Below are 17,616 nucleotides of genomic sequence, written 5' to 3'. Positions count from 1 at the left end.
CGAAATTGACAAAAATGAGAATAATCGGTTCTCTTAAAAGCGATTGCCCTGGCCCAGATAGAAGCGACATCCTTTTGTTGCTTTCTTTAAGGCAACAAAAGATACAGCGGATAGCGGGAAATAGCTTCTAATTTTAATAATTATCGTTTATATTTGCAATTATTACACAACGAATAATTTAATTTCAACATTATATATAAAAATGAGACACACAAAAGTTAAAGACTTATTAAACAGTACGACGACGCTTCAGGAGGTTAATGCAAAAGGATGGGTGAGAACTTTTAGAAATAATCAGTTCATCGCTCTTAACGACGGTTCTACCATTAATAATATACAATGTGTTGTTGATTTTGAAAATACCCCGGAAGAAACTTTAAAAAGAATCACAACCGGAGCAGCTGTTTCAGTAATTGGAACTTTGGTGGAAAGTAAAGGTGCGGGTCAGAAATATGAAATTCAGGTTAAAAAACTTGAAATCTTAGGAGATTCTGATGCAGAGAAATTCCCAATGCAGCCTAAAAAACACTCTTTGGAATTCTTGCGTGAGAATGCGCACTTACGTGTACGTACGAATGCTTTTGGAGCGATTATGAGAGTACGTTCGGTATTGTCGTTTGCGGTTCACAACTATTTTCAGCAAAAAGGTTTTGTGTATGTAAACACGCCAATTATTACTGGAGCTGATGCAGAAGGCGCCGGAGAAATGTTTCAGGTAACTTCATTGCCCCTTGACAATTTGCCAAAAACGGAAGAAGGAAACATTGATTTCAAAAAAGATTTCTTCGGAAAACATACTAACTTAACGGTTTCCGGACAATTAGAAGGTGAAACTTTTGCGATGGCTTTGGGTCAGATCTATACTTTTGGACCTACTTTTAGAGCGGAGAATTCAAACACTTCCCGTCATCTTGCAGAATTCTGGATGATTGAACCGGAAGTTGCTTTCAACGACCTTGATGACAACATGAATTTGGCTGAAGATTTTATTCAGTACGTAATTAAATATGCTTTGGATAATTGTGGTGATGATTTAAAGTTTCTGGAAGGAAGACTTTTAGAAGAAGAAAAATCAAAACCTCAGGCAGAAAGAAGCGAAATGGCGTTGTTGGAGAAACTGAATTTTGTTTTAGAGAACAACTTCAAACGTGTTTCTTATACCGAAGCAATTGACATTTTGAGAGATTCAACTCCAAACAAAAAGAAAAAATTCAATTATATCATTAACGAATGGGGCGCTGATTTACAATCAGAACATGAGCGTTATCTAGTGGAGAAACACTTTAAATGTCCGGTAATTTTGTTTGATTACCCGGCCAACATCAAAGCATTTTATATGCGTTTGAATGAAGATGGAAAAACGGTTCGTGCGATGGATATTCTTTTCCCTGGAATTGGAGAAATCGTTGGTGGTTCGCAAAGAGAGGAGCGTTATGACGTTTTGGTGGAGAAAATGAAAGCTCTTGGAATCGATGAAGAAGAGTTATACTGGTACTTAGATACCAGAAGATTTGGTACAGCGACACACTCCGGTTTTGGACTAGGATTTGAGCGTTTGGTATTGTTTGTAACAGGAATGACAAACATTAGAGACGTAATTCCTTTTCCTAGAACTCCTGGAAGTGCAGAATTTTAATTAAAGAGAATGCCACGAAGACACTAAGTCACAAAGTTTTTTTATAAATTGTAAATTGCTATGCAAACAAATTGACTTATGTTTTACGTCATAATGACAAAAATGCCACAAAGCAAAACTAGTAACAACAACTTAGTGCATTAGCGCCTTCGTAGCTAAACTCAAAAAATATGCTCTCTGAAAGAATTGAAGAAATAGGAAGAATTATTGTAAACTCTGCATTTAAGGTTCATAAGCAACTTGGACCAGGATTATTAGAAAGAGTTTATGAAGTTTGTTTAGCTCATGAAATTAGTAAAGCTGGCCTTGATGTAAAACGCCAAATTGATATTCCAATTGTTTATGACGGAATTGAATTTAGCGAAGGATTACGATTAGATTTATTAGTTGAAGATTCTATAATCATAGAAATAAAAGCAGTTGAACAAGTTAATCCTGTTTGGGAAGCTCAAATTATAAGTCATTTAAAATTACTGAATAAAGATTTAGGCTTTTTAATTAATTTTAATGTTCCGTTAATCAAAAGTGGGATCAAAAGATTTATACACACAAAAAGAGTATTTTAAAACTTTCATATAAAAGCCTTTCAAAGGCAAATTAAAAATAAAAACTTTGCGCCTTCGCGTCTTAGTGGCTAAAAAAAGTAGTGCCTTATTATGCTAAAGCAATTTTTAAATTTAAAATTATCCCAAAAATTATCTCCACAGCAAATTCAGCTGATGAAGTTAATTCAATTGCCTACGCAAGCTTTTGAGCAACGTTTATTAGAAGAAATGAACGAAAATCCGGCTTTGGAGGCGGGACAGGAAGAAGAATACGAAGCGGATGAATTCGCTAATGAAGACTTCGACGATTATGATGATGCAGAATCTGACAGAATCGAAGCGGACGACATTAATATTGACGAGTACTTAAGCGACGATGATACTCCTGATTACAAAACACAAGCCAATAATTACAGTGAAGACGAAGAGCGTGAAACACCTTTTGCTTCACCCATTAGTTTTCATCAGGATTTAATCAATCAGCTGAATACTTTTATCCTGAATGACGAAGAGCGTGAAATTGCCGAATTCCTGGTAGGAAGTATTGATGATATGGGGTACATCCGCAGAAGCGTTGCCGATATGGTGGATGACATGGCCTTTACTCAGGGTATTTACACCGATGAGAAAATGGTTGAAAAAATGCTGCATGTTATTCACGAACTAGAACCTTCGGGAGTGGGTGCACGTGATTTGCAGGAATGTTTGTTACTACAATTAAAGCACAAAACGCCAACAGAATATGTTGATCTGGCAATCGATATTATCGAAAATCAGTTTGATGCTTTTACCAAAAAACATTACGATAAATTACTTCAAAAATACAGTGTTTCAAACGAACAGCTAAAAAAAGCGATTCACGAAATCGAAAGGCTGAACCCAAAACCAGGCGGATCTTATACCGGAAACAATAAAGTAACTGAAAATGTAGTTCCTGATTTTGCTATCAGAATTATAGAAGGCGAATTAGAACTAACCTTAAACGGAAGAAATGCCCCTTCCCTGCACGTTTCTAAAGATTATCAGGAAATGATGCAAACCTATAAAGATTCCCGTGATAAATCGACTGCCCAGAAAGACGCGGTTCAGTTTATCAAACAAAAACTGGATTCGGCTAAATGGTTTATTGATGCGATTCGCCAACGTCAGGAAACACTTTTTGTAACGATGAATGCAATTATGCATTATCAGGAAGAATTCTTTTTAGATGGTGATGAAACCAAGCTAAAACCAATGATTTTAAAAGACATTGCTGATATGGTTGGTTTGGATATTTCGACTATTTCGCGTGTTGCCAACAGCAAATATGTGGAAACTCCATACGGAACAAAACTAATCAAGGAGTTTTTCTCTGAAGCGATGAAAAACGATCAGGGAGAAGATGTTTCGACTTTGGAAATCAAAAAGATCCTGAAAAATACGATTGAAGACGAAGACAAAAAGAAACCTTTACCAGACGATCAGCTGGCAGAAATCCTAAAAGAAAAAGGGTATCCAATTGCCAGAAGAACTATTGCTAAATACCGTGAACAGCTTGATATTCCGGTTGCGAGAATGAGGAAGAAAATATAGTTTTTTTTAAACCATATAAGAAATATAAATTCATTTAAATAGTAATCCCGACAGATTTCAAAAATCTGTCGGGGTTTATTTTTTTATGGAAATTAGAAATTCTGTCGGGGTCATCACTGGATTTTCAGAATTTTTGAAATCTTTTTTATTGCGGGTTAAAATCACTTCAGATTGATGATGGACAGCACCAAAATATTGAACAGCATCATCAAAATCATTAAACAAACCCGATAAGGCAGATACTTATCAGGTTTATCATATAAAATTTACAACTACTTATATTGATTCGGTATTATTGTAATGTCAAATAAATAAATCTTTCTTTTATCAGTATACTTATAACCCAAAGTATAATTATGATCCCGAAATACTTTAAGCCCCGGATTTTCTTTGGCGGTACTGATTAAACTTGCTTCTATATTTTCTTTTATTGTTGCAATATCCGCAGTGGCTTTTTCAACATTTACTAAAGTTAAATTATATTGAACGGTATTATCTTTAGGCAAAGTAACACTATCCAGACGTATTCCTTCCTGAATCGTTAAAGGGCAATTTTTATTATACTTGGCAACCAACTCAGTCATTTGAGTATCTGTAACAGGCTTTTCAGAAAAAAAATCATATTGAGTTAAAGTCCAAAACAACACCACAAATACAATCACGATTCCTATTACAACTGTTATTTTATTATTCTTTCCTTGTTCCTGCATTTTATATTTGTTTTGAGAAAAGAATTTTACTTCTCCTGATTCTTTTTCATTGCGTTATAATAGGCTGCACGGCTTAATGGCTCGTATTCCTCGGTTTCCCCTAACATGACTAATTTATCATTATCTGTTTTACGGAAACTATAATTGGCAAGATTTCCCGTTCTGGTACATACAGCATGCACTTTGGTAACATATTCGGCTGTTGCCATAAGTCCTGGCATGGGTCCAAACGGGTTTCCTTTAAAATCCATATCAAGTCCTGCTACTATCACACGAATACCCTGATTGGCCAAATCATTACAAACAGTAATAATTTCGTCATCAAAAAACTGTGCTTCATCAATACCAACAACATCACAACCTTGTGCTAAAATCGCAATATTGGCGGCGGCAGGAACAGGAGTTGAACGAATTTCGTTGGCATCGTGCGACACCACCATTTCGTCATGATAGCGGGTATCAATAGCAGGTTTAAAAATTTCGACTTTTTGTTTGGCAAATTGGGCGCGTTTTAATCTGCGGATTAACTCCTCGGTTTTACCCGAAAACATTGATCCACAAATAACTTCAATCCAACCAAATTGTTCTTTGTGATTAACTGTATTTTCGAGAAACATTTTGTATTTTTCTACCTTTAAAAATGAATAGTTTTTATTACTTTGTACTGGTAATAAATCAACGTGAAAAATTGCTGTTTTTACACTTTTTCAAAAGTAGAAAATTTTTATCAAATCGAAGATTCGCAAACGCTTATTAACAGAAATAAAAAAATGTTCTGCGTATTTTACTTCAGGAATAAAGACATTCAAATACTAAATATACTAAAATACCCTATTCACTATAATTTCAACAGTTATGAAAAAAAAATTGGAAGCCGATTTAATCAGCATTGCACATCGAATTTTAAAAATTAAAAACAAATCCGATATCAATCTATTGTATCTGGAAACACAGAAATTATACGAGAAATTAGCCGTTTTGAAATTTGTAGAGGAGAATTTCGGTACTTTAAAACCAACAATTGGTCAAAGTGAAATTAATTCTGAACTGGAAACTATTTTTGACAAAGAAGAAGTACTTCCGGCAGAAATTCAAACCGAAGCCCCAGTTGCTGAAGAAGTAATTTCTCTTGAAGAATCTTATAAACCTGAAATTACGGAAGAAGCAATACCAGAAATTGTGGCTGAAACTCCTGAAGAAATACTTCCTGAATCTGTTGCCGAAGTTATTCCAGAGCCTGTAGTTGAAACCGAAGAACCTATTATTGATGAAATAGTAGAAGAACCTGTTTTGGAAACCAAAGAAGAAACAGAAACTGCCGAAGAACTTTCTTTTAGAACAATCAGCGATTTGAAACCAATTCCTGATTTCAAACCTGCTTTTGAATTAGAAAGAGATGAGGAAAAAATAGAAGAACCAAAAATTGAGACAGCTTCTAAATCAAACCCTGTTCAGATTTCATTTGAAGATTTAGGAATTAATTATGCCGATGCCCAATTTGTAAAAGTAGATAGTTTTGAAGCTGTTTCTCCTACTCCAACTCCATCAATAAATGAATTTAAAGAGAAAAAAGAGTCGGTTGAAACTGCAATTTTAGAATCGACAAAACCTAAGACTGTTCCCTTAAATGAAAAACTGACCAAAGGCTTTCACATTGATTTGAATGACCGAATTGCCTTTACCAAAAATCTTTTTGGCAACAATACCGAAGACTACAGCCGTGTTTTAAATCAATTACTGACTTTTGACAATTATACCGAAGCTCAGGAATTCATAGAAACCATGGTAAAACCGGATTATAATAACTGGGAAGGAAAAGACGATTATGCAGAACGTTTTATTGGAATTGTAGAGAAAAAATTCTCATAACACGAAGTTCACAGATTTATACTAATTTATATTTGTGAAATTTTAGCACTCAATCATTCGTGTTAATTCGTGAAATCTGTGTTTAAATATTAATTAATTATGTCAAAATTATATATCGTTCCCACGCCAATTGGCAATCTTGAAGACATGACTTTTCGTGCTATCCGGATCCTGAAAGAAGTCGATTTGATCTTGGCGGAAGACACCAGAACGAGTGGTAAATTGTTGAAGCATTTTGAAATTGGCACGCACATGCACAGCCATCACATGCACAACGAGCACAAAACAACCGAGAATTTAATTTCGCGTTTAAAGGCTGGCGAAACCATCGCATTAATTTCTGATGCAGGAACTCCGGCGATTTCAGATCCCGGTTTTTTATTGACGCGTGCCTGTGTCGAAAATAAAATTGAAGTAGAATGTTTACCCGGCGCAACTGCGTTTGTCCCTGCTTTGGTAAACAGCGGATTACCGAACGACAAATTTATTTTCGAAGGTTTTCTGCCTGATAAAAAAGGCCGTCAAACCCGGTTTTTGGCTTTAGCCGAAGAAACCAGAACAATGATTTTATACGTTTCGCCACATAAATTAGTCAAAACTTTAGCTGAATTCATTACTTATTTTGGCGAAGACAGACAAGTTTGTGTTTCAAGGGAATTATCAAAATTACACGAAGAAAATGTCCGCGGAACCGCCAGAGAAGTATTAACCCATTTTGAAAAAACAGCACCACGTGGCGAAATTGTCGTTGTCGTTGCCGGAAAAACAATAATCAAAGAACCTAAGAAAAGCAAGTTTTCTAAGGATGATGAAGAATAAAATATGTAGGCTACAAATTAATATGGATTAAATTTTTTAGCCACAAATTGCACAAATTTTCACAAATCGGTATATGAAATTAATTTGCGGGAATTTGCGGGAATTTGCGGAATTTATGGTAAAAAAACAAAAGCGAAAAATGACTTCAATCCTCTAAATCTGTGGCAAAAAACTAAAGCCCAATACTATGACAATTCAAGCCTTTTTAGAAAAACTAAAACAAACTCCAACCCAAATAACATTTCCTGAAACTATTGCAGTAATTGAGGAAAACTACAACTTTACTCCAACTGCTTTTCAAAACGGAACACAGCATAATGCTGTCGGAGAAAATTCCGGTTCCTGTAAACTATTTTCTTTCGCAAAGTTGCAAAACTTAAGCAAAGAAGAAACTTTGTCCTGTTTTGGCGCTTTCTATTTTGAAGAAGTATTGGGAGATCCAGAAGGTGCAAACCACCAAAACATTCGTAATTTTATAAAATTAGGATGGGATGGCGTTCAATTTCAAGGAGAAGCTTTGACTTTGAAATCTTAAATATTTTGGCCACAGATAAAAACGGATAAAACGGATTTTACTTATATTGAGAAAAACAAGTTACTTCTTGATTGACCTTTATATGGTTAAATAATTTCCAAATCAACAAATGAAAAACTATTTCCGCTAAATAATCCTTTATCGGATAACTTTAAATCGGGAATAACCAGTAGAGCCATGAACGAAAGCGTCATAAAAGGCGCTTTCAGATTGCTTCCCAATTCTTTTGCCATTACATCAATTTCCTGATATAATTTTCCGGTTTCCCAACCGTTTTTATCGCTCATAATTCCGGCAACAGGCAACGGCAGCATTTTGCTTTCAGAACCATTTACGGCACAAACTCCACCGGTATTTTTAATAATCAGATTGACAGCATTGCAAATTTCTTCGTCAGAAGTTCCCACAACAACAATATTATGACAATCGTGTGCTACAGAACTGGCGATAGCACCTTTTTTCAGACCAAAATTCTTAATGAAGGCAATAGCAGGTTTGGTATCCTGATAACGATTCACAACAGCCATTTTCAGAATATCATTTTCGGTATCTGAAACGATTTTTCCATCAACAAGTAATGATTGATGGTGAATTTCATTAGTAATTAATTGTCCTTCTAAAGCTTCAATTACTCTGATTTTTGAACCCGAACCCGAAACTTTAAAATCGCTTGTTTCTTTGGAAGTGATATTGAAATTATTAGGCGTTTCAAATGGAATATGTTTTATAAAAGACTCACCATGTTCGGCAACTAATTCGCCGTTGATGTAAGTTTGTTTCACTTTGAAATCAACTAAATCTTCGACTACAATAAAATCGGCAGCATCGTTTACTTTCAATAAACCTACATCCATTTTATAATGATTCACAGGATTCACACAAGCTGCTTGTAAGACTTTAAAAACGTCAATTCCTTTCGCAACTGCGCGAGCGCAAAGCGAATTAATATGACTTATGATTAAATCATCAGGATGTTTATCGTCTGAACAAAACATCATGTTTTCGAAATTTTCCGGAAGTAAATCGATGAGTGCTTCGAAATTTTTGGCAGCACTTCCTTCGCGAATAATTACCTTCATTCCCAGAGATAATTTTTCTTCAGCTTCTTCAAAAGTAAAGCATTCGTGGTCGGTAGAAATCCCGGCTGAAATGTATTTTTTAACCGCCTCACCTCTTAATCCCGGTGCATGACCATCAACGGGTTTGTTGAAATGTTTCGCCCATTGAATTTTCTTTAAAACTTCTTCGTCATTTAATAAAACACCGGGATAATTCATCATTTCTGCCAAATAATAAATGTCGGGAGAAGCCAATAATTCCTTAATTCCGTCTGAATCTATGATAGCACCAGCACTTTCGAAAGAAGTAGCAGGAACACAAGACGGTGCGCCAAAATGAAATTTCAACGGTACTTTTTTGCTGTTTTCAATCATATAATAAACGCCTGTCGTTCCTAAAACATTTGCGATTTCGTGTGGGTCAGAAATGGTACCGACTGTTCCGTGAAGTACGGCAATTTTTGCAAACTCAGAAGGAACGAGCATCGAACTTTCGATATGAATATGGGCGTCAATAAATCCCGGCATAATGTAATTTTTTACATTGTGGTTTTTCTCCATTATCGAAATGATTTTTTTGTTTTCGACAGTGATTTCCCCAGCATAAATACGTCGGTTTTGGATGTCAATAATTTGCCCCTGAATTTGCATTTTGTTTGTTTTAAAAATGATATAATCAAAAGTAACAACAAATTTTCATTTTTTGTTTTCTCAAATGACCTTAATATAGCTTATTAAGACCAATAACCATATAAGATCAACTTAAGGTTTGTATTTGATTAAAATTTGCATTGAAGAAGATTAAAATGATTAGCTATTTTAAACTAAATTTGTTCTCTCACATAAAATCCTAATTCTTAATTTTCAATTCATAATTATTTATGCGCTGGACCATCAAATCAAAACCTTCAGAAGGAAAGGTAAAACATCTTGCAGCCGCTTTAAATGTAGAAGATTTTGTAGCAACACTTTTGATTCAGCGTGGTATTGAAACTTTTGAAGATGCCAAAAACTTTTTTCGTCCTTCATTAGAACATCTTCATGATCCGTATTTGATGAAAGATATGGACAAAGCGGTTGCGCGAATCGAATCAGCTATTGAAAATCAGGAAAATATTCTGGTGTTTGGCGATTATGATGTTGATGGGACAACAGCTGTTTCTTTGGTTTCCTCCTATTTAAAATCACATTATCCCAATATTGCGACTTATATTCCGGATCGTTATGACGAAGGATACGGAATTTCGTTTAAAGGAATTGATTTTGCCTACGATAACGGATTTTCGTTAATTATAGCACTCGACTGTGGTATCAAATCCATTGACCATATCGCTTATGCGAAAGAAAAAAACATCGATTTTATCATTTGTGATCACCACAGACCCGGAGAATTTTTACCAGATGCAGTGGCGATTTTAGATCCAAAAAGAGAAGATTGCTCCTATCCTTATGATGAGTTATGCGGTTGTGGCGTAGGCTTTAAATTGATTCAGGCTTTAGGTCAGAATCGAAATGAAACCATTGAAGATTTGGTTCCTTATCTCGATTTGGTAGCTACCGCAATAGCTGCCGATATTGTTCCGATAACAGGCGAAAACAGAGTTTTGGCTTATTTTGGATTACAGGTTATCAATAGCGAACCAAGACCGGGAATTAAAGCTTTGGTACATCAAATCAAAAAGAAAGTTTTAGATATTACGGATGTCGTTTTTATCATTTCACCAAGAATAAATGCCGCAGGAAGAATTAAACACGGCAACCATGCTGTTGAATTGTTAACTGAATTCAATTTTGAACAGGCACAACAATTTGCTTCAGAAATCGAACAATACAATTCAGACCGAAAAGATTTAGACAAAAGAATTACCAAAGAAGCTTTTCAGCAAATTATAGAAAATCAGGAAGAAGAGCGATTTTCGACCGTTGTTTTTCAGGAAGACTGGCACAAAGGCGTAATTGGAATTGTGGCTTCCCGTTTAATCGAAACCTATTATCGACCAACTTTGGTATTTACCAAAAGTGGAGAAAAATATGCAGCATCTGCAAGATCTGTAAAAGGTTTTGATGTATACAATGCCCTGGATGCCTGTGCAGAACATCTGGAACAATTTGGAGGTCACATGTATGCAGCCGGAATGACTTTGAAAGCAGAAAATTATGTAAATTTTAAAGATGCCTTTGAAAAACAGGTCCAGGAAACCATTCTCCCGGAAATGCGTACACCTGAAATTGAAATTGACGCTGAAATTAATTTCTCAGATATTACACCAAAACTGATTCGCATTCTGAAACAATTCGAACCTTACGGTCCACAGAATATGACACCGGTTTTTATGTCTTCGAATGTAAAAGACACCGGTTACGCCAAAACTTTAGGTGCGGATGATGAGCATTTGAGGCTTTTTGTCAAGCAAAATAATTCTGAAGGGCTAGCTGCAATAGGTTTTGGGCTCGGAAAAAAAATAGCGCTTACAGAAAATCAAAAATCTTTTCAGTTGGCATATTCCCTTTGCGAAAACGAATGGAATGATAAAATTTCTACGCAGCTTATGTTAAAAGATATCAGGACAAATGAAGAATAATACAGACAAACGCGATCCTTATCAGGCTTTACGCTTTAGAGAATTTAATATTTTTTTATTATTACGTTTTGCCATGGTTTTTGCCTGGTCGATGCAGTTTATCGTAATCGAATGGGAAGTATATAGCCTGACCAAAAATCCGCTTTCATTAGGGTTGATTGGACTAATGGAAGTAATTCCGGCTGTTTCGATGGCATTATTTGCCGGACACATGGTAGATCAACGAGAAAAGAAAGGATTATTGGTAAAATGTATTCTGGGATTTTCTGTAATTAGTTTTGGACTGTTTTTACTAACATGGCCAATAGTTATAAACGAATGGTCTACTAACGCTATTTTATATTCTATTTATTTTCTGGTATTTCTGGGAGGGTTAGTACGTGCTTTTCTGGGACCCACTATTTTCTCACTTCTATCGTTAATTGTTCCTAAAAAAGCCTATCCAAATGCAGCGACCTGGAGTAGTTCGGTTTGGCAGATTGGTTCGGTTCTAGGACCAGCTGCTGCCGGGTTTTCAATTACTTTCATTGGCGTTCACTGGTCAATGTGTTCCGTTTTTGCCTGCTCAGTTTTTGCCTTGTTAGCGCTATCACAAATCAGCAAAAAACCTATTTTGAATCCTAAAATAGGGGAACCGGTAATGGAAAGCCTAAAAGAAGGCTTAAAATTCGTTTTCAATAATAAAACTATCTTAGGTGTTCTTTCACTTGATATGGTTGCCGTATTATTTGGAGGGGCAGTAGCCTTACTTCCCATTTTCGCGCAGGATATTTTAAAAGTTGGACCCGAAGGTTTTGGAATTTTGAGAGCAGCGCCTGCAGTTGGTGCTTTTATTACGATGATGATTTCCGCTTATGTCCCTTTATACAAAAAGGCAGGGATGAAACTATTAGGTGCCATTTTTGTTTTTGGATTAAGTATTATTTTATTTGGAGTATCTACCATTTTCTGGGTTTCTGTTATGGCTTTGTTTTTAAGCGGACTCGCTGACGGAATTTCAGTAGTAATTCGTCAAACTATTTTACAGCTTAAAACTCCCGATCACATGCGTGGTCGTGTTGCAGCAGTAAATTCGATGTTTGTTGGATCTTCAAATGAACTAGGTGCTTTTGAAAGCGGGTTAACCGCTAAATTGATGGGAACTGTAACTTCTGTGGTTTTTGGAGGAAGTATGACGCTTTTAACCGTTTTAGGCTTCGGAATAAAATCTCCAACATTTAGAAATCTGGATCTTCGAAAAGACATGGAAGACCACCAAAATATGGAGTAATGAAAGCATTTTCTGTTGTTTTATTTTTTATAATTTCACTTTTTGCCAATGGCCAGAATCTCTATTTCAAAACGTACGGAAACAAAAAAGAAAAGCCTCTAATTTTTATTCATGGTGGTCCGGGCGGAAATTCAACTTTATTTGAGAGTACCACTGCACAAAAACTGGCTGATAAAGGTTTTTACGTTATTGTTTATGATCGAAGAGGTGAAGGAAGATCTGCTGATCCTGAAGCAAAATTCACTTACGAAGAAGCTTTTCAGGATTTAAATACGATTTTAAAGAAATACAATTTAAAGAAAGCGGCATTTATTGGTCATAGTTTTGGTGGATTGGTGGCAACCCTTTATACAGAAAGATACCCTCAAAATGTAAGTAATCTTATTTTGGCCGGTGCTTTATTTTCGCAACAGGAAACTTACGATCATATTTTAAACTCCGTTAAAAAAATATCCGCAGATAAAAATGATTCTACTTCGTTAGCCAAAATAAATATTATTGAAAAACTAAATAAAAATAGTGCCAAATACCGAAAAGCATGTTTTGATATAGCAGGTGAAAATGGTTATTTTAAAATGCCAAATCCAACCGAAAATTCAAAAAAGTTATACCGGGATTATGAAGCAAGTCATTTTTATAAAACCAATACAAGAAATAAAAATGCCCCTTTACTTTTCTATCAAAATGAAAAACAAAACAACATCGACAGCAGACCTCTCTTAAATAAGATAAAAGCAAACGGCATTCCTGTTTATGCTATATACGGAAAAGAAGATAGTATCTTTTCTGATGCACAAATTACCTCAATTAAAAATGTTGCCGGCGTAGATCATTTTGCCTTACTTGAAAATTGCTCGCATTACCTATTCGTAGATCAGCAAGAACAATTCTTAACTCAAATTAAGACGTGGTATAAGTGAAATCATATCAAGCATACGGATGACATAAAAAAAATTAAGTTCAGTTCTATTTAAATGTACTGACGTTTATATATAATTTAAAAAAATATAATTTTATGATTTTTTTATTTAGAATTAATATAAATAATATTTATATTTGTTCAAATAAAGGATTTTAGAATGAGAGAAATTGAACAGATATACCATAATAATTTTGGAATGGCCTTTTACTGGAAAAAGGAAAACCAAACCGTACTCGACAAAATACAGCTCATATTTAAAGAAACAGGGCTATATTTAACTTTATCCGAATTAAGTCATTTTTATCAATTGATAGAAGACAGCATGATAGAAAACACTTGTTGTGAATCCTGTCAGTTAAAAAATACCTGCCATAAATTTTTACTCAAAACACCTTGCCATCAGGTAGATTTAGCGGTTTCAATGAAAGAAATAAAATCAATAAAGGATTTGGTGGAAGGAACTTTATTTCGATTGGACTTAGATGAATATGTCTACGGAGCAGGTAAGAATTAGTTTTCGAATTTTTGAAGTTCAAAAGTTTCGCCATCAAAAACACCGTAGGTAAAATATCCGATCCAGTCTCCCAGATTAACATATTTGGAATTTTCCCCAACCTGAATAATCATTGGTAAATGACGGTGACCAAAAATAAAGTAGTTGTAATGTTGGGTTTCGAGTTTTCGTTTGGCATACAAAACCAGCCATTCGTTTTCCTCCCCTAAAAATTTTACATCATCATCGCCTGAGATCAATTTATTTTTAACGGATAAATATTGAGCCAGACTTACACCAATATCAGGGTGCAGCCAACGGAAAAGCCATTTTGAAAACGGATTTGTAAACACCTTTTTCATACGCTTATAACCTTTGTCGCCGGGGCCTTTTCCATCGCCGTGACCAATTAGGAACGTTTTTCCGTTAAAAGTAAATTCTTTGTTATCATGATAAACCGGAATATTCAATTCCGTTTCAAAATAATCATGCATCCATAAATCATGGTTGCCCACAAAGAAGTAAATTGGAATTCCACTGTCACGAATTTCTGCCAGCTTACCTAAAACACGCACAAAACCTTTAGGTACAACCGTTTTATATTCAAACCAAAAATCAAATAAATCGCCCAATAAAAAAATAGCTTCCGCATCTTGTTTTACCTCATCAAGCCAGGACACGAATTTCTTTTCACGAGGCAAACTCAATTCCGAAGTTGGAGCTCCAAAATGCTGATCAGAAGCAAAATATACTTTTTTCATTTAGATTATTAGATTTTTGGACTACTTAGAATATTAGATTTCAAATTTAAGCTGTTTACCTGGCTGGTTTTTGACTTTTGCCTGGCAACTTTTGACTAACTTAATTAATTGTCACTCGCAAACCACTCGGCAAAGGACGATTCGGTTTCCTGAAGTTTTAGGGAGAACAATTTAATTCCTGAAGGTAATCTTGCTACAATTCTGTCTGCGAAATCAACCACCATATTTTCACTCGTTGGCTGATAATCGACTAAAATAACATGGTGTCCGCGGTTTTTTAATTCATTTGCCAATTCAATATGAGGCGTAGTCTGATTAAAAACTGTTGCATGATCAAATTGGTCGACGATCTCTTCTTTTACAATTTTCTTCAGATCCGAAAAATCGATTACCATTCCGAATTTTACATTTGACCGATCCGTAATTGGCGATCCAATAACGGTTACCGATAACTTGTAACTGTGTCCGTGAACGTTTTTGCATTTTCCGTCGTAACCATACAAAGCGTGACCGGTTTCGAAACTAAATTGTTTTGTAATTCTGATATTACTCATCGATTATTTTTTTGCAAATTTAGGAAATAGAAGCGAGAAATAGTCTTTTATTACAAAAAGGTCTTGATTTATGGTTCTAGCCCTGATGGAAGCGGCATCCTTTTTCTCGCTTCTTTAGCGAGGAAAAGATACAGCGTACAGCAGGAACCAGCTTCTGAAAAAACTATTTCTTAAATTCCAGTAAAGCACTTTTGGTAAAATCAGACAATACTAATTTTCCTGTAATGGCAGCACGTTCGATTAATAAGGACTCCCAAAGTTCTGTTCCCTCCCAAATGATTTTTTTCATTTCGGACAATGCTTCCGGATTGTATGAACTAAGTTTTTCGGCAAAAGCTACAACGGCATCGTCGAGTTCATTTGCAGTGTGAATAACCGAAAAAAGTTTGTTTTGTAAAGCCCAGTCGGCTGATTTCCATTCATGGGCTGCCAGTGTCATTTCGGTCATGGCCGTTTTTCCAATTTTTCGCGAAACGGCGGGCTCAATTACAAACGGACCAATGCCAATGGCGAGTTCCGAGAGTTTAACAGCGCTCTCGGGAGTGGCCAAAACATAATCGCAAGCTGCAATAATTCCGACACCACCGCCAACAGCTTTGCCCTGTACACGAGCTATAATAAGCTTAGAGCAGTTACGCATGGCATTTATCAGATGTGCAAAACCCGAGAAAAATTCCGTTCCCTGTTCTTCATTTTCTACCTCCAAAAGTTCATCAAACGATGCGCCAGAACAAAAAACCTTATCTCCTTCGCTTTGCAAAACAATAACCGAAACATCTGCATTGGTACTCATAAAATTAATTTCGGCAGTTAAGCGATTTAGTAATTCACGAGGAAAGGAATTGCTCGCAGGGTGGCCAAACCGCAGTGTGGCAACAGTATTATGGACAGTAGTCTGTAACGAACCGGTCTTACTTTTTGAACTCATAAAAATAAATTTGAACGTAAAGTTACAATTTTGGCAACTATTTTTCGGTCTAAGCAATTTGAAATTTGCTTTTTGAAAATTAATTGACTTAATTTGCTATCGAATTGGGGGATTAGCTCATTTGGCTAGAGCGCTTGCCTGGCAGGCAAGAGGTGACCGGTTCGAATCCGGTATTCTCCACAAAAAAACCGTATTACTTTATTTGTAATACGGTTTTTTATTTACAAGCAAAAAAGTAGCTTATCACTAACTTGCGTTATTATCAAAATCCGGTTCATCTTCTTCAGCTTTCTTAAAATCATTATTTAATAAATCTGTTAACTTCTTTTTCTCCTTTTGATTTTTTCTAATCGTAAATACGATTAAAACAACCACGAAAACTGCCACAATCCCTATTATTATCCAATTGATTTCCATAGCTTTAATTTTAAATAAAGTTAAGAATTTAAACTTTAGAAACATTATTAAAATGTTAATAATCTGGTTATCATCAGAAACAGCAATTTTCATTTTCAAATCGCCACTTGTCCCGCTGTACGCTGTATCTTTTTCCTGCTAAAGAAGCAAAAAAAAAGATGCCGCTTCCATCTGGGCTAAGTGAGAGGTTTTTATTTTATAAGACTAGTTAATAACAAAACCTATGGACTGAAGGCCAGCAAGGTTGTAACACTATTTATTAGCCACAAATTACTCAAGACATAATTTGTAAAAATTTGTGGCTGTTATTTTTTTGAAGCTAAAGTAATGGGAACAATATATTGTCGCATTTTGTAGTGTCAAATCCTCTGTAGCGGTTAAGGTCGCTCTAAAAACAAATACAACATTGTTTCAGGCGCATTCCTTACATAGTTGTAAACTTATATCTGAGACCCAACAAAAAAGCTCCCAATAATGAGAGCTTTCCAATTATATTTTTACAGATCAAATTTACGCCTGATCATCTGTTGTAGCATCAGGAGCATTTGTTTTAACAGAGGCAATACCATTATCTCTGGCTGAAACACTTTCATACATTTCACTAGTACCGATAATTTGACCGTTTGATGCTTTTAAATTAAAATACGGCTTTCCGCCAGAAGATTCTTTTTTATCAAACTTAGACTCATCCTTTGAATTCGTTTTTACAGATTCTATTCCGTTTAAACATGATGCTTTACTGGAATATCCTTCGCTGGTTAAAATGATCTGACCGTTACCGGCTTTTAAATTAAATTGAAATTCCCCGTTCTTTCTCTTGGTAATTACAAATTTTCCCATACTTTTTTTGGTTTATGTTAGAAATATTTTTGATGGTGCAATTCTATAAAAATACAAAACTTTGAAATACAATTTTAAAGTGAACCAAAATATTAATAGTTGGGA

Annotated in this window: 18 protein-coding genes and 1 tRNA gene; 11 read left to right on the top strand and 8 right to left on the bottom strand. The window is 35.3% G+C overall.

The features are described from left to right. The first annotated feature begins 202 nt into the window (after positions 1-202). From asnS to rpoN, 3 genes are all read left to right on the top strand, one after another. Positions 203-1,636 (top strand): asparagine--tRNA ligase, encoded by a 1,434-nt coding sequence (asnS, locus tag J2W48_RS08180; protein WP_310280216.1) that lies wholly within the window; start codon positions 203-205, stop codon positions 1,634-1,636. 170 nt (positions 1,637-1,806) lie between these two features. Then, positions 1,807-2,202, top strand: coding sequence for a GxxExxY protein (locus tag J2W48_RS08175; RefSeq protein ID WP_310280213.1), 396 nt, complete (start codon positions 1,807-1,809; stop codon positions 2,200-2,202). A gap of 90 nt (positions 2,203-2,292) precedes the next feature. Beyond that, positions 2,293-3,753, top strand: coding sequence for an RNA polymerase factor sigma-54 (gene rpoN / locus J2W48_RS08170; RefSeq protein WP_310280211.1), 1,461 nt, complete (start codon positions 2,293-2,295; stop codon positions 3,751-3,753). A 272-nt stretch (positions 3,754-4,025) separates the two neighbouring features. Here the strand turns inward: rpoN and J2W48_RS08165 are convergent, their stop codons facing one another. After that, positions 4,026-4,463, bottom strand: coding sequence for a hypothetical protein (locus J2W48_RS08165; protein ID WP_310280208.1), 438 nt, complete (start codon positions 4,461-4,463; stop codon positions 4,026-4,028). A 26-nt stretch (positions 4,464-4,489) separates the two neighbouring features. After that, positions 4,490-5,080 (bottom strand): thymidine kinase, encoded by a 591-nt coding sequence (locus tag J2W48_RS08160; protein ID WP_264207438.1) that lies wholly within the window; start codon positions 5,078-5,080, stop codon positions 4,490-4,492. 238 nt (positions 5,081-5,318) lie between these two features. Here J2W48_RS08160 and J2W48_RS08155 point away from each other — a divergent pair, with 238 nt between their 5' ends. The 3 genes from J2W48_RS08155 (at position 5,319) to J2W48_RS08145 (ending at position 7,686) form a co-directional block, all read left to right on the top strand. Continuing rightward, entirely contained in the window at positions 5,319-6,332 is a 1,014-nt protein-coding gene (locus tag J2W48_RS08155) for a hypothetical protein (RefSeq protein WP_310280206.1), read from the top strand. Between the two features lie 99 nt (positions 6,333-6,431). Continuing rightward, positions 6,432-7,151, top strand: coding sequence for a 16S rRNA (cytidine(1402)-2'-O)-methyltransferase (gene rsmI / locus J2W48_RS08150; RefSeq protein ID WP_310280204.1), 720 nt, complete (start codon positions 6,432-6,434; stop codon positions 7,149-7,151). A 187-nt stretch (positions 7,152-7,338) separates the two neighbouring features. Further along, positions 7,339-7,686, top strand: a complete 348-nt coding sequence (locus J2W48_RS08145; protein ID WP_310280202.1) for a HopJ type III effector protein — start codon at positions 7,339-7,341, stop codon at positions 7,684-7,686. Positions 7,687-7,772: 86 nt separating this feature from the next. Here J2W48_RS08145 and ade read toward each other — a convergent pair whose 3' ends face one another. Then, positions 7,773-9,395, bottom strand: coding sequence for an adenine deaminase (gene ade / locus J2W48_RS08140; protein WP_310280200.1), 1,623 nt, complete (start codon positions 9,393-9,395; stop codon positions 7,773-7,775). 230 nt (positions 9,396-9,625) lie between these two features. On the opposite strand from ade, the gene recJ reads away from it, so the two are divergent. From recJ to J2W48_RS08120, 4 genes are all read left to right on the top strand, one after another. Then, on the top strand, positions 9,626-11,326 hold the full coding sequence (gene recJ / locus J2W48_RS08135; RefSeq protein WP_310280198.1) for a single-stranded-DNA-specific exonuclease RecJ: 1,701 nt from the start codon (positions 9,626-9,628) through the stop codon (positions 11,324-11,326). Continuing rightward, positions 11,316-12,596 carry an MFS transporter gene (locus J2W48_RS08130; protein WP_310280196.1) on the top strand — a complete coding sequence of 427 codons (1,281 nt, stop codon included), beginning with the start codon at positions 11,316-11,318 and terminating at the stop codon, positions 12,594-12,596. Before recJ ends, J2W48_RS08130 begins: the two co-directional genes overlap by 11 nt. Beyond that, positions 12,596-13,516 carry an alpha/beta fold hydrolase gene (locus tag J2W48_RS08125; RefSeq protein ID WP_310280194.1) on the top strand — a complete coding sequence of 307 codons (921 nt, stop codon included), beginning with the start codon at positions 12,596-12,598 and terminating at the stop codon, positions 13,514-13,516. The genes J2W48_RS08130 and J2W48_RS08125 overlap by 1 nt, the downstream gene beginning before the upstream one ends. A 159-nt stretch (positions 13,517-13,675) precedes the next feature. Further along, positions 13,676-14,032 (top strand): hypothetical protein, encoded by a 357-nt coding sequence (locus J2W48_RS08120; RefSeq protein WP_310280192.1) that lies wholly within the window; start codon positions 13,676-13,678, stop codon positions 14,030-14,032. Here the strand turns inward: J2W48_RS08120 and J2W48_RS08115 are convergent. The 3 genes from J2W48_RS08115 to J2W48_RS08105 all read right to left on the bottom strand — a co-directional run bounded on the left by J2W48_RS08115 (position 14,029) and on the right by J2W48_RS08105 (position 16,254). After that, positions 14,029-14,772 carry a UDP-2,3-diacylglucosamine diphosphatase gene (locus tag J2W48_RS08115; protein ID WP_310280190.1) on the bottom strand — a complete coding sequence of 248 codons (744 nt, stop codon included), beginning with the start codon at positions 14,770-14,772 and terminating at the stop codon, positions 14,029-14,031. The two genes, J2W48_RS08120 and J2W48_RS08115, sit on opposite strands and share 4 nt — an antisense overlap. 104 nt (positions 14,773-14,876) lie before the next feature. Then, positions 14,877-15,326 carry a 6-pyruvoyl trahydropterin synthase family protein gene (locus J2W48_RS08110; RefSeq protein WP_310280188.1) on the bottom strand — a complete coding sequence of 150 codons (450 nt, stop codon included), beginning with the start codon at positions 15,324-15,326 and terminating at the stop codon, positions 14,877-14,879. Positions 15,327-15,489: 163 nt separating this feature from the next. Further along, entirely contained in the window at positions 15,490-16,254 is a 765-nt protein-coding gene (locus J2W48_RS08105) for an enoyl-CoA hydratase/isomerase family protein (protein ID WP_310280186.1), read from the bottom strand. 106 nt (positions 16,255-16,360) lie between these two features. Here J2W48_RS08105 and J2W48_RS08100 point away from each other — a divergent pair. Beyond that, positions 16,361-16,434 (top strand) — tRNA-Ala (locus J2W48_RS08100). 66 nt (positions 16,435-16,500) lie between these two features. Here the strand turns inward: J2W48_RS08100 and J2W48_RS08095 are convergent. Beyond that, positions 16,501-16,764, bottom strand: coding sequence for a hypothetical protein (locus tag J2W48_RS08095; protein WP_310280184.1), 264 nt, complete (start codon positions 16,762-16,764; stop codon positions 16,501-16,503). Positions 16,765-17,181: 417 nt separating this feature from the next. After that, positions 17,182-17,511: a YegP family protein gene (locus tag J2W48_RS08090; RefSeq protein WP_310280182.1), complete on the bottom strand. Its 330-nt coding sequence runs from the start codon at positions 17,509-17,511 to the stop codon at positions 17,182-17,184. Between the last annotated feature and the right edge of the window lie 105 nt (positions 17,512-17,616).

It is taken from the genome of Flavobacterium piscis, from assembly GCF_031457575.1.
In the GTDB taxonomy this organism is placed as follows: Bacteria; Bacteroidota; Bacteroidia; order Flavobacteriales; family Flavobacteriaceae; genus Flavobacterium; species Flavobacterium piscis_A.
The sequence above is the reverse complement of the archived record's forward strand: the minus strand, read 5'-3'. Positions and strand labels throughout refer to the sequence as shown.